The following is a 13,539-nucleotide window of genomic DNA, read 5'->3' on the forward strand; positions in this document are numbered from 1 at the left end:
TTTCACCCACTCACCCCCTCACCCACTTACCCCCTCACCCCCTCATTTAACACCTGCTAGTTCTTGCTTAGGTGTTTCAATCGGTGCGGTAAGTGCTGTTTCTAATTCAGCGCAACCCAATTTTTCCTCTAGGATGTTCATTACTTCCCTACCGAAGTCATTGGGGTTTTGTCGCCAAGCTTGTAAACAAACTTCCCCAAAAAATGAACCTAGTGGTTCAGGATTCCACAGTAGTTTTTTGGCTGTCCAAGGCATTAAACTCATAGGATTATACCCTGGTTTAAGAATACCTTCTTTAAAAGCATATTCTTCTAAGTGGGTATGGGGTTGGAGTCCAATAAAAAATATGGCTGGTTCAACTTTATCCGCACCAAAGATTTTTTCTAGTTCTCGGTGATAAGCGATGGTTTGACGGATGGTTTCTGAGCGCTCGTCAATGACGTTAAATGAGTAATTCACGGAAACCATGTCATTAAAACCGGCGGTTTTCAAATCTCGACAATTTTGTAAAACTGTCCGCAGGTTATAACCCATCCGCATTTTCCGTACTAATTCTTGTGAACCGCTGGTAATACCGATTTCAAAATAATTCATGCCGGTTTTAGCCATCAACTCACACAGTTCTGGTGTTAAGTTATCTGCTCTAATATATGCTGCCCAGTTAATATCTGTCATGCCAGAATCTACTATTTTTTGCAATAGTTCGATGGCATCATCCATATATTTACGGGCGGGGATAAATTGAGCATCGGTAAACCAGAAGTTCCGTACACCACGATTATATAGTTGGCGAATTTCTGCCACAACTTCATCGGCGGGATTAATGCGGACTTGTTTTCCTTCTACTACAGTATAAACACAGTAACAGCAGTTATGAGGACAACCGCGTTTAGTTTGCACTCCTATATAGAAATCTTTATCTTGCAAGTAATAATTAATTTCTGGCCAGATGGTTTCTATATAGTCATAGTTACAGGCTGTTTTTTCTAGAGGTGTGGGTTGTTCGTGGATAAGGCGTTCTCTGGGTTGGTTTTCTCTGACTACATAACAACGTTCATCCCGAAATTCTGCACCACTCAAATATTTACTTAGTAGGGTTTCACCTTCACCGACAGAAATAATTGTTCCTGTGGGTAAACTTTTTCCTAACTGTTCATAAAATACGCTGACAGCACCACCACCAACCACTGCACGGGCTTGGTTATGATATCTTTGGGCGCGTTTTAAACCCCGTTTGATTAATCCCAAGTTTCGCCATAGTTCTACATAGTAAGCGATGAAGATCCGCAAACCGCCCAATGCACCCCGTAATTTAATCAAGGGGTTTTTGGCATAGTAAAATTCAAAGGCATTTTGGAGGGGGTTTCCACCTCTTCCTCCCACTGGTGCATAGATTTGGATATCTCGCCAAGAAAAGACTAGGAGTGTGGGTTTAAATTCATCAATACAACTATCTAAGGCGGTGGCGTAATCTAAAGGTGGAACTGTGCCTAAATCAAAGATTTTTTGTTCGATGTTAGGAAATTGTTTGTGGACATGATCCGATAGATAGACAACCCCAATGGGAAAGATGGGGTTACAGGGAAGGCGAACGTAAAGGATTCGATTTTCCGTCATGGTTGTTTCAACTGCCATCTTGCCAATTTTGAGGGTATTTGTGAGCTTAATATTAATTTACCAATATTTAATTTTATTTTGGTGAGGGGATTTTTTTGTCTATCGGCAATTTTACTTACTGCAAGGTAATGTAAATAAAAATTTGCTCTATCAATTGACGGGTATTTTGTAGTGACATGAAATACAACGAAATCAGCATAAATTCAATAAATTTCCGTAAATATGCTAGACATCTTTGTCCTTTTCTCGTAAAATACGCTTAATGTCCTCATACTTAGGTGTTCAAGTTTTTACTGGGCTTTGCATCACCTTGTTGTGACTGACGTTATTTGCAAACTTTAAAAAAGGACAATGTAATGAAATTATCTCAGATTCTGCCTTTGGTGGTTGGTGGCGCTGTGGCTGGTATGGTTCTTAGTGGTGCATCTCCAGCGCAAGCATTAAGCTATACTTTCAGTTTTAGTAATGTTGAAGGTACAGTTCCTGGTACTGTATCGGGTACAATTGTATTGCCAGATGGTGATGGAACTTCTGCCGCTACCTCTGTACTGATTACATCTGCTCCTGGTGGATTAGGTTATGATCCTACAGGATTTGATTTTGTTAGTAACACTGTCGAAAACTTATTCGTTGTATCAGGTGGTAACATAGATGCTGCAAATAGTGCTTTCATCGGTTTCTTTAATGGGGGTACAGCACTTTCACTTAAAAATACTCTTGCTGACGGCTCTACATTCCTAGATGCTCTAAATGGATCAAATTTGGGTGCTACAGGTGTCAGAGATGCTTCTTCAGCAACATTGACTTATGGCGCAGCATCAACCCCCGTACCTTTCGACACTCCCGCAGGTCAAGCTATGGCCACAGTCGGTTCTCTGTTTGCTCTAGGGTTGATGAGACAAGCTAAAAAGCGTTTAGCAGTAAAGAAACTTGTTGTTAATCCTATGGAAACTGTGGTTTCATAGATTGTCAGAAATGGCTAACGCCTCCCGTTAGGGATACAGAATATCCAGGATTTGAGGATATTCAGGATGATTTGTTAGTGTGCGTTAGATGTTAAGAGTTTGACGCACTTTATTTTGTCAGAATCAGGATGTCCAGGATTTGAGGATTTACGGGATGGTTTAGTCGGTTGCTTTGGATATTAAAAATCTTGTTTTTTTGATGAATTTATCTAGTCTGACTTTTTATTTCCCCAACGGGATGTCCTGATTCAGACATTCGATTTTCCATCATGGTTGTTTCAACTGCCATCTTGCCAATTTTGAGGGTATTTGTGAGCTTAATATTAATTTACCAATATAGGAATAATATTTAATTTTATTTTGGTGAGGGGATTTTTTTGTTTATACGCAATTTTACTCACTGCAATGTAAATAAAAATTTGCTCTAAATTTACTCTATTAATTGACGGGTATTTTGTAGTGACATGAAATACAACGAAATCAGCAGAAATTCAATAAATTTCCGTAAATATGCTAGACATCTTTGTCCTTTTCTCGTAGAATACGCTTAATGTCCTCATACTTAGGTGTTGGAGTTATTACTGAGCTTTGCATCACCTTTTTTGTGACTGACGTTATTTGCAAACTTTAAAAAAGGACAACGTAATGAAATTATCTCGGATTTTGCCTTTGGTGGTTGGTGGTGCTGTCGCTGGTATGGTGGTTAGTGCTGCATCTCCAGCGCAAGCTTTGGAGTTTAATTGGACAATTACTAATTTAACATTTGCTGATGGAAGTACCGGGAGTGGTACATTAACTTACGACGATGTACTTGGACAAATAACTGACGTTAACATAAATATATCGAGTGTGCCACTTGGTAATATTTCTTTAGTTGCACCTCCTAGTAGTAACATTGCGTCAAGCTCAAGCTCAGTCTTGCAAATCTTCTCAACGGCAGGAACTTTTGAAGGTTTGCAATTGAACTTTTCTCCAGTTTTAAATACAGCAAACCCAGGAATTACTGCGGGATTTTATGGAAATACTGTTGCTGGTGTGAACTCTAGTTTGACAAGTGGTACTATCGCTTCTGCCGCTGTACCTTTCGACACTCCCGCAGGTCAAGCTATGGCCACAGTCGGTTCTCTGTTTGCTATAGGATTGATGAGACAAGTTAAAAAGCGTTTAGCAGTAAAGAAACTTGTTGTTAATCCTATGGAAACTGTGGTTTCATAGATTGTCAGAAATGGCTAACGCCTCCCGTTAGGGATACAGAATATCCAGGATTTGAGGATATTCAGGATGATTTGTTAGTGTGCGTTAGATGTTAAGAGTTTGACGCACTTTATTTTGTCAGAATCAGGATGTCCAGGATTTGAGGATTTACGAGATGGTTTAGTCGGTTGCTTTGGATATTAAAAATCTTGTTTTTTTGATGAATTTATCTAGTCTGACCAAAAGAATGGTATACAAGCCCCGTCCTTCTAGGACGGCTTTATGGTAAAATTTAGGTATAGTCGCCATAGGGCATTGGGAGACTCTAAACGGACATGGAGGGACGGTAAGACCACTTGTGGCGCATCCCAGCGAAGTGTCAAGGAATCCTCGCTCCTTTAGGACGAGGAGGTATGTCAACTCCCAAAATCCTAACCTCACAACAAATCAATCCTGTTAATCCTTTAATCCTCAAAATCCTGATTCTGACAAAAGCACAATAGAGAGTATTGGGGGGTTGACAAAAGATTTTAGATTTGTTATTATGAAAGCGATAAGGAAGAACTATCCTATAATAATACTTTAACTACAAGCTGGTAGTGGTTTGGCAGTGCTAAACCCTTACTTATATAATCAATAATTAATAGTAGAGCAACAAACAAAAGATCGTTCATGTTTGAATTTTCGGCGATCGCTAATCTTGACGATCTCTCCGATAATGATGATTTTCGTGGATAAAACACAACATAACTTTAGATAGAAATATGGCAGAAAATTTCAGTTGGTAGTGGCAGTTACAGTAACTGGGGATCATCAAATGTTAGTTTGACAGGTGTAATGTGAAATAAAATAGTGGCGTAAAAGCTCCTCAGCAGTTATGGCTCAAATATTAGATTCTCTACCACCGGAGCAATCGGGGAAAATTCTCTGCTGCTACGTCAATGCTACGAATAAGATACAGGTGGCTCGTATCTCCAATATTTCTAACTGGTACTTTGAAAGGGTGGTGTTTCCTGGACAACGACTGGTTTTTGAAGCTCCGAAAGTAGCTCAGATGGAGATTCATACGGGAATGATGGCTAGTGCGATTTTATCGGATACGATACCATGCGATCGCTTGGCAATTAGTGAACCTGATAGTAATGGATGTCAGCAAGAGTCAGCGTCAGGCAGTAAACCTAGCAATACTGATGTAATGGTTTCGGCAGTTCATACACAAGTTGAAGATACCACAAAACCTTTACAAAATATTACACCTAGCATGAGAATGAATCAGTCTCAGCCGGGGTTTTTATTAAATCTGGGAGCTTAAATTCTGGGATTTTTTAACCTTTGTCAACGTTCAAAAATTGCTTGATTAGTATTTTCTGATTAAAAACAATGTTTGTAAATTTTCGGGTTGCTCAGTTCAGCAACCTTTTTTGTTTGATATTTGTGACAGAATTTTAGTTTTAATCAATTTAATTTAGTTTAGCTATGTTTTACACAGTTAAAGCTGCATAAGTATTACCACGGACTTTAATATTGATAGATTTGAAATATTCTAAGTAATATTCAGGTTGATATATTTTTTTTTAGGATTATCAAATAACAGAACAAAATATAGATATATCTAGTCTCAAGTATCAGCCGTCATTCCTCGACTAAAAATAAATTTTAGCCTAGTATTGGAGTCTTGAAAAATGTATAATTCACTTGTGTTTACACCGGGAAGTGTCAAAAAAAATGGATAATTGGGAAAGAAAATGAATCAAGATATTATTACTCGTAATCATGTAAATATTTTGGGGCAAGGTAAACAACCCATGCTTTTTGCCCATGGATTTGGCTGCGATCAAAATATGTGGCGTTTTATAACACCAGCTTTTGAGAAAGATTACAAAATTATTTTATTTGATTATGTAGGATCTGGAAAATCTGATCTTCAGTCCTATAGTGTAGAACGTTATAGCCATTTGCATGGTTATGCTCAGGACATTCTGGAAATTTGTAGAGAATTAGATTTAAAGGATATAATTTTTGTGGGTCATTCTGTTAGTAGTATGGTAGGTGTTTTAGCTTCTATTCAAACTCCTGAGATTTTTAGCCGCCTTATTTTTGTTGGGCCTTCACCTTGCTATATTAATCATCCACCTGATTACATAGGAGGTTTTGAAAAACAAGATATTGAAGATATGCTAGATATCATGGATAAAAACTACATTGGCTGGGCAAATTTTTTAGCCCCTGTGGTGATGAAAAATGAAGATAAACCAGAACTAACTCAAGAGTTAGAAGCTAGTTTTTGTTCTACAGATCCGATTATTGCAAAGGCTTTTGCTAAAACTACTTTCTTTTCTGATAATCGGGGTGATTTACCACAGGTAACAATACCTTCGTTAATTTTACAATGTGCTGAGGATGCGATCGCTCCTACAGAAGTTGGATACTATTTAGCTAGTCATCTATATAAAAGTACATTAAAACTGATGAATGCTACAGGTCACTGTCCACATTTAAGTCATCCACAAGAAACTATTGATTTGATCAGAAATTACTTGACTTTTACTTAATTGGTTTACAAAATGAACCATCACATAAACGAGCTACTGAATAATGCACCCTGTGGCTTTCTTTCATTTACTGATGACGGTACTATTGTGATGGTTAATGCAACTTTATCAGCTTTACTAGGGTATGAAAATGATGAATTAAATCGCAGAAAAATAGAAACTATTTTACCAATTGCTAGTAAGATTTTTTATCAAACTCATTTCTTCCCCATGTTAAAGATGCAGGGTAAGGTAGAAGAAATTTACTTTTCTTTGCGCTCCAAGCAGGGAAATAATATACCTATACTTGTGAACGCTATACGTCATCATCATTTGGATAGTTTTATTACTCATTGTATATTCGTAGCTATTCACCAACGGATAAAATATGAGGATGAAATTCTCAAAGCTAAAAAAGCTGCTGAGGAAGCTATTCGTTCTCAACGTGAAGCAGAAAACGCATTGAGACAAGAGTATGAGAGAAGTTTATTAGTGCAAAAAATTACTCAACAAATTCATGAATCTATGGATTTGCAGGAAATTTTTAAAAATGCTTCGGCTGGTATTTATCAATGCTTACAGGCTGACCGCGTAGGAATTTTTAAGTTTATTAATAACTCTAATTTTCACAGTGGGGAATTTATTTTTGAAACTTTAAATTCTCAGTTTGACTCAGCCATGGGGACTATTATTCATGACCATTGTTTTGGTGAAAAATATGCTATTTCGTATCAAAAAGGTAGAATTCAGTCCATATCAGATATATATCAAGCTAATTTAAGTGAATGTTATCGTCATATTTTGACGGAATTTCAAATTCGCGCTAATTTAATTGTACCATTAGTCAAACTTGGCAATTTGTGGGGTTTGTTGTGTGTTCATCAATGCTCTAAAGCTCGTGAATGGAAGGATTTTGAAATTGATTTTGTACAACAAATTGCTAACCAGTTAGCGATCGCTATTCACCAAGTAGATTTGTTTAACAAGTTACAAGAAGAACTAATAGAACGAAAACAAGCTGAAGCTAAATTAAAGCAAACTAACCAAGAATTAGCTCATACAACCCTGTTATTAGAAAAACTTGTGAATACTGATGGGTTAACTAAAATTGCTAATCGTCGTTGTTTTGATCACCGTTTAGAATATGAATGGGAAAGACTCTATAGAGAAGCAGAATCTCTGTCTTTAATCTTATTTGATGTTGATTATTTTAAGCGCTATAACGATTATTATGGTCACCAAATGGGAGATGATTGTTTAATTAAATTAGCTCAAGCTACTCAATCTGCTGTCTCTCGTTCTACAGATTTGGTAGCTAGATATGGAGGAGAGGAATTTGTGATAATTTTACCTAAAACTGATCTCCAGGGAGCAATTACTGTAGCTACAAAAATTCATGCTTCTATTAAAAATTTAGCTATTCCTCATCAAGCTTCTGAAGTTAGTGATATTGTTACTATTAGTCTTGGTATTTCCACTCTTATACCTAATCCTTATTCATCAATAGTAGATTTTATAGAACAAGCTGATAAAGCACTATATACAGCTAAACAACAAGGACGTAATCAATCTGTGGTATTCTCTGGGAAGTAGTTGATTTTCTTGATTTTCTTCATCTTAGTTCTATAAATTACCTGATTCTTGAATAATTAACCACAGAGACACAGAGAAAAAATATAGGATATCTCATCAAATCAAAGTTTTGATAATTTATGTTTTTGCTCTTTTTTATATACTTGAAATATTTTGTCAGTAGTTTTTAGTGGTAAGTTTTAATTACAAATTGTAAATTACAAGTTACAAGTTACAAATTACAAATTACGAGTTAATATCATGCACCTACCTTCTTTTTTATGGTTATGGAAAATAGCCGCCTGGTCTATGGGTTTATCAATTCTAGCTTATGCTATTTTAGCAATGTCTGGTTTTTGGTTATGGCAAGTTAGAAATACAGGACGTTCTCCCATAGGTGTGATTTTACCAAGGGGAAATAATTTTGTTAAGCAATTTCATTATGCTATCGGTATCACTATGGTTAGTTTGGTACTGCTACTTTTAGCTGTTGGAATTGTTGGTACGTTAGGACATTTTGGTTCTTTGGGTCATTCTTCACATTTAGTTGCTGGTTTAATAGTAGTAGCTTTAGTTTTAGTTTCTGCTTTTAGTGCAACTCAAATCAGTGCGGGTAAATTTTGGGCTAGACCTTTACATATTACATTGAATGTGATTCTGTTTGTTGGTTTTACCTGGGTATCCCTGACTGGTTGGGATGTAGTGCAGAAGTATTTACCATAAATTGATGATGTTTTACTGATGCGTTTGTTATTAGTTGAAGATGAAAAAGATTTAGGAGTGAGTATTCATAATGCTCTGACTAAGCGAGATTATATAGTAGATTGGGTCGAAGATGGACAGACTGCTTGGGATTACCTAAACGAAGAATTATTATCTTTGTCTATAAATGCAGAAGTTTTATTATCTAGTCATATTCCTGATCAATCTTGTTTTTATATTCAAGGAAATGAAAGTCAAATTTATCGAATGTTGTTAAATGTGGTAGGTAATGCTATTAAATATACTCCTGTTGGTGGGGAAGTAAAAATTAATCTTTTAGCAAATAATAATCAAGGTATAATTACTATTCAAGATACAGGAATTGGTATTCCTGCTGTTGATGTTCCCCACATTTTTGATCGCTTTTATCGAGTTAATAGTGATCGTTCTCGAAATACTGGAGGTTCGGGTTTAGGTTTAGCTATTGCTTTAGCTATTGTCCAAACTCATCAGGGTAAATTGGAAGTAGAAAGCCTGGTTGATCAGGGTAGTAAGTTTACTGTTATTTTGCCACTAATTTCCAAGATAAACAAATAACTTCAACTATCATTGATGCGATCATAGCAATGGCGGCGGCTGTTGCACCTTTTAGACCATTATTGATAGCTAAACTAGCAATTATTAATAAAGTTCCTGTTCCTAACCATGTAGATAGATTAACATGACTTGTACGATTTTCGCTCACTAAAAATCCCTGAATTGCATTTTGTAATGCTACTAATAATGGGACAATTGTACAGATTAGAATTACTGGTTTGATACTGTTCGCTAGGGCGATATCATTACCGATAAAACTTTGTACTATGCGATCGCCTATTGGTGTTAAACTCATGAACAATAATAAAGCAGAACAAGCAGCACCTACACTAATAGCAAAAGTCAATAATTGGCGATAGCGCAAGCGCTGACTTGTCAGTTCGCTGGTTTGATGGCAATATTTAATCACAATTTGCTGTACCATGCGGGTAGAATTGGCAATGACTAACACCAAACCCCAGGCCGCAGACCAACCAGCAATGGCAATTGTAGCATCTTCAGCACGGGCAAGAATGCTAATTAATATAGTTCTACCGCCCCAAACCACCATCATCGTATTAGCTAAGGGTAAATAGAATTTCCACACCTGGGCTAAATTGCGGGGTAAATTAGGTTGGGTAACTGCTTCCGGTGGTATGGTTGCTCCAGTTTTACGAGCAAAAATTGTTACAGCTATTGCTTCGACTATCACCCCACTCATGAGAGCAGTTCCGGCTAGGACACCTCCAGATACTTGTAGTAAAAAACCACATCCGAGAATTATAATTAACGTCAGAAGCCTAAAAATACTAGCTTTAGCCACCGCACGGGGTTGACCGTGGTAAATTAATAAACCTTGAAAATAACGCCGCCAAGCGATCGCAAATGGCCAACCGCAAGCTATTAATAATACTTGACTAACTGTAGCTAACATTGCTGGGGGAACACCTAACAAACTCACACCAACAGCATTAAATATAATAGGTATACCCAACAAACCTAATAAAAAACTCAGTCCTCCACCCAAAAATAAATTAAACCGCCATAATGCTTTACGTGAAGATTGAGAACCTGCCAAAGCATTAGCAGCGTGCAGAATCATAATAATCGGACTTTCAAAAAATATCGCCAAAGATTTGGCAATACCTACAGAAGCAAGGTTATTTTGAGCATCAGGAAGGTGAGCTAATGTAGTAGTCATCATCGGATCACCACAGGCCATAGTCACATCACTGAGGGATAAAGGCAAAAATTCCCGCCATAAAGTCCTTAAACTTACTTGTTTAGATGGAGATTCTTCTAATTTCACGTTACTTCTTATTTACCAAAAAAATGGGTCTAAAGCCCCGTCCTTCTAGGACGGCTTTTCTTTAAATTGCGGATCAACTCTCTAAGTACATCATTTTGAGTACGGCTTGTTTCTGAGCAATACTCCACAAGTAGTTTATATTCCTCCTCTGAACATCTGATAGTTAATTTTTTCATGCCGTCATATTGCCGTTAACTTGTGATATAATACTAGCATGAAAACACTAAAGTTTAAGTTATACGAACACAAAAGGAATAGACACCTCAAGCGAATGATTAATGCCGCAGGGGTGATCTACAACCATTGTATTGCCCTGCATAAACGGTATTACCGAATGTGGGGTAAACACTTAAACTGTGCAAAACTTCAGTCGCATATTGCCAAACTAAGAAAACGCAATGCTTTCTGGCAGTCATTAGGTTCTCAGGCAGTACAAGATATTTGTCAAAGAATAGACAAAGCATACCAATTATTCTTTAAACACAACAAAAAAGGAGTGAGACCACCAGGGTTTAAGAAAGTTAAGAAATATAAATCTTTCACTCTTAAACAAGCTGGTTATAAATTATTGGATGGTAATAGAGTAAAAATCGGGAATCGAGTTTATCAATTTTGGAAATCTAGAGAAATAGAAGGAAAGATTAAAACAATAACCATAAAGCGTACCGCATTAGGTGAAATGTTTATGGTTATTGTAGTTGATAATGAGCTAGAACCAGAAATCAAATCAACGACTGGTAAGATAGCGGGGTTTGATTTTGGATTAAAAACCTTCCTGACTTGTTCTGATGGAACTAAAATTGATTCTCCAGAGTTTCTAAAACAATCTCTAAATGCTATTAAGAAAGCTAGTAGACATCATTCCAAAAAGGTAAAAGGTTCAAACAACAGAGAAGGAGCTAGAAAGAATTTAGTTCGTAAACACGAAGATGTTTGTAACAGAAGACGTGATTGGTTTTGGAAACTAGCGCATACATTGACTGACAAGTTTGATGTTTTATGTTTTGAAACTTTAAACCTCAAAGTTATGCAACGTCTTTGGGGTAGAAAAATATCAGACTTAGCTTTTGGAGAATTTATACAAATATTAGAATGGGTAGCCAAAAAGAAAAACAAACAACTTGTTTTTGTGGATAGGTGGTATCCATCTAGTAAAACTTGTTCTTGCTGTGGTCATGTTTTAGAAAGTCTAGATTTGGCGATTAGACAGTGGCGTTGTCCATCTTGTAATTCAGTCAATGGACGTGATGAAAACGCTGCTAGAAATATTCAAATGGTTGGGGCATCAACCATTGGTTTAGGCGATGTGAGACTGGCTATAGCCAGCAATTGCTGTTTGACCCCAGAATCCTCACCCTTTTAGGGTGGGGAGTATGTCAAAAGATTCTAGTTTTAAATATAAATGATGATGTTGACAACTGGGATGAATTTTATTTAACTGGACAATAGGAACTTTACCTAATGCTTCGGTAACATTTTCAAACAGTAGTGATGATGGTAAACTTTTTCTGATGGTTGGTTCTGGAGAGTAAGTAAGCATTTTTATTTGGCTCCATACTTTTCAACTCTCAAGATGCCAAACTGTGATGAAATGAAGATGAAATGAATAATTGGTAATTGGTAATTAAAAAAATCCTGACCTCTGATATTTGTGTTTACAATAAGAAAGAAAAACCATGAAAATCGAGCCGTGACAGCAAATTTAACTGATAGTTCAACCTCTATTTTTCGTCTCTCTCCAGTAATTAGAATTACTCTGTTAACTTTGTACATATCGTTAACAATTCCCTTACCATTTTTAGCGGAAGTAACTCAAGCACCTACACCACCGACATTGTTATGGATAGGAATTGCTATTGGTTTTGTGGGATTATATGCAGTGTTAACGGAAAGAGTAATAATCAATGACCAAGAAATTAAAGTTACTTACCCGGTTTGGGTTCCCCGTTTTTTTCGCAAAGGTTGGTCTTTATCTTGGTCTGATGTTAAAAGTTTAAAACCTCGCACTACAGGACAAGGAGGTTTAGTGTATTATTTCCTCAGTCAAGATGGTAAGGCTTATTTATTACCCATGCGTGTAGCGGGTTTTAATCGGTTGGTAAATTTTGTCCAAGCAAAAACAGGTATTGATACCACCGATGTCCGTCCTTTAGCTCAACCTTGGATGTATGTAATTTTATTTTTTTGTACTCTGTTATTGTTATTAGTAGATGCTTGGACGATTAATACTGCTATTTTGGGTAATTGGTAATTAAGTCATTAACCTCCCACTCTCCCCCTCTCCCCATCATGCTCAGACTAGAGCAAGTTAACCTATTTACAAGGCTGAAAAGTCAGACTACGAATAATTTACCTGGATATCCGATTTTACAGGATATTTCTTTGGAAGTGTTTCCAGGCGATCGCATCACTATTGTTGGTCATAATGGTGCTGGTAAAACTTCTTTATTACGTCTGATCAATCGTTTAGCTGAACCTACCAGCGGTAAAATGTATCTGGAAAATCAGGAGTATCAGCAAATTCCTGTAATTGCTTTGCGTCAACAGATCATGCTGGTACAACAAGAAGCAAAATTGTTGGGGATGACAGTGAGGGAGGCTTTGGCTTATCCTTTATTTGTGCGGGGTTTATCCAAGCAGGAAATCCAGGAAAGAGTAAGTTATTGGAGCGAACAACTGCAAATTCCTGATGAGTGGTTAGGACGCACTGAAGTACAGCTTTCAGCTGGACAGAGACAATTAATAGCGATCGCTCGTGCTTTAGTTGTCCAACCTAAAATTTTACTCCTAGATGAGCCTATTTCCGCCTTAGACCCTGGTAAAGCCACCCTTGTTATCAACATCATCACCCAACTAACAGAAGTCTCTTCTCGACCCTTTAAAACCGCTGTTTTCATGGTAAATCACCAACTTGACCTGGCTCAAGAATTTAGCACCCGTTTGTTACATCTCCAGCAAGGTCAAATTGTGTCAAATCTTCCAGCCACTGAAATTAACTGGGAGGAATTAAAAACCAATTTGATAACGGCACAAAATCAAGTAGATGAAAATTGGTAAATTCAATTATCAGTTA

General features: G+C 37.0%; 13 protein-coding genes. 10 read left to right on the forward strand and 3 right to left on the reverse strand.

The features are described 5' to 3' along the window. Positions 1 to 42: 42 nt before the first annotated feature. Positions 43 to 1,635, reverse strand: a complete 1,593-nt coding sequence (locus WJM97_RS01825) for a photosystem II high light acclimation radical SAM protein (protein WP_353931364.1) — start codon at positions 1,633 to 1,635, stop codon at positions 43 to 45. Positions 1,636 to 1,973: 338 nt separating this feature from the next. Between WJM97_RS01825 and WJM97_RS01830 the strand changes: the two genes are divergently transcribed. The 7 genes from WJM97_RS01830 to WJM97_RS01860 all read left to right on the forward strand — a co-directional run bounded on the left by WJM97_RS01830 (position 1,974) and on the right by WJM97_RS01860 (position 9,178). Further along, positions 1,974 to 2,582, forward strand: a complete 609-nt coding sequence (locus tag WJM97_RS01830) for a hypothetical protein (protein WP_353931365.1) — start codon at positions 1,974 to 1,976, stop codon at positions 2,580 to 2,582. A 645-nt stretch (positions 2,583 to 3,227) separates the two neighbouring features. Then, positions 3,228 to 3,797: a hypothetical protein gene (locus WJM97_RS01835; protein WP_353931366.1), complete on the forward strand. Its 570-nt coding sequence runs from the start codon at positions 3,228 to 3,230 to the stop codon at positions 3,795 to 3,797. Between the two features lie 856 nt (positions 3,798 to 4,653). Next, positions 4,654 to 5,088 (forward strand): DUF1830 domain-containing protein, encoded by a 435-nt coding sequence (locus tag WJM97_RS01840; protein ID WP_353931367.1) that lies wholly within the window; start codon positions 4,654 to 4,656, stop codon positions 5,086 to 5,088. A 433-nt stretch (positions 5,089 to 5,521) separates the two neighbouring features. Further along, positions 5,522 to 6,328 (forward strand): alpha/beta hydrolase, encoded by an 807-nt coding sequence (locus tag WJM97_RS01845; protein WP_353931368.1) that lies wholly within the window; start codon positions 5,522 to 5,524, stop codon positions 6,326 to 6,328. A gap of 12 nt (positions 6,329 to 6,340) precedes the next feature. Further along, positions 6,341 to 7,900 carry a diguanylate cyclase gene (locus WJM97_RS01850; RefSeq protein ID WP_353931369.1) on the forward strand — a complete coding sequence of 520 codons (1,560 nt, stop codon included), beginning with the start codon at positions 6,341 to 6,343 and terminating at the stop codon, positions 7,898 to 7,900. 240 nt (positions 7,901 to 8,140) lie between these two features. Beyond that, on the forward strand, positions 8,141 to 8,602 hold the full coding sequence (locus WJM97_RS01855; RefSeq protein ID WP_353931370.1) for a DUF4079 domain-containing protein: 462 nt from the start codon (positions 8,141 to 8,143) through the stop codon (positions 8,600 to 8,602). Between the two features lie 18 nt (positions 8,603 to 8,620). After that, a complete protein-coding gene (locus WJM97_RS01860; RefSeq protein ID WP_353931371.1) occupies positions 8,621 to 9,178 on the forward strand; it encodes an ATP-binding protein in 558 nt (185 codons plus the stop codon). On the opposite strand, the gene WJM97_RS01865 is transcribed toward WJM97_RS01860, so the two are convergent. After that, positions 9,144 to 10,466, reverse strand: coding sequence for a hypothetical protein (locus WJM97_RS01865; protein WP_353931372.1), 1,323 nt, complete (start codon positions 10,464 to 10,466; stop codon positions 9,144 to 9,146). The two genes, WJM97_RS01860 and WJM97_RS01865, sit on opposite strands and share 35 nt — an antisense overlap. A gap of 214 nt (positions 10,467 to 10,680) precedes the next feature. Here WJM97_RS01865 and WJM97_RS01870 point away from each other — a divergent pair, with 214 nt between their 5' ends. Beyond that, positions 10,681 to 11,829 (forward strand): RNA-guided endonuclease TnpB family protein, encoded by a 1,149-nt coding sequence (locus WJM97_RS01870; RefSeq protein WP_353931373.1) that lies wholly within the window; start codon positions 10,681 to 10,683, stop codon positions 11,827 to 11,829. Here WJM97_RS01870 and WJM97_RS01875 read toward each other — a convergent pair. Next, complete coding sequence (locus tag WJM97_RS01875; protein ID WP_353931374.1) at positions 11,818 to 12,006, reverse strand: hypothetical protein; 189 nt, start codon at positions 12,004 to 12,006, stop codon at positions 11,818 to 11,820. The two genes, WJM97_RS01870 and WJM97_RS01875, sit on opposite strands and share 12 nt — an antisense overlap. Before the next feature lie 150 nt (positions 12,007 to 12,156). Between WJM97_RS01875 and WJM97_RS01880 the strand changes: the two genes are divergently transcribed. Continuing rightward, positions 12,157 to 12,717, forward strand: a complete 561-nt coding sequence (locus WJM97_RS01880) for a hypothetical protein (protein WP_353931375.1) — start codon at positions 12,157 to 12,159, stop codon at positions 12,715 to 12,717. Between the two features lie 38 nt (positions 12,718 to 12,755). After that, positions 12,756 to 13,523, forward strand: a complete 768-nt coding sequence (locus WJM97_RS01885) for an ATP-binding cassette domain-containing protein (protein WP_353931376.1) — start codon at positions 12,756 to 12,758, stop codon at positions 13,521 to 13,523. Positions 13,524 to 13,539 lie beyond the last annotated feature (16 nt).

It is taken from the genome of Okeanomitos corallinicola TIOX110, from assembly GCF_038050375.1.
GTDB lineage: Bacteria > Cyanobacteriota > Cyanobacteriia > Cyanobacteriales > Nostocaceae > Okeanomitos > Okeanomitos corallinicola.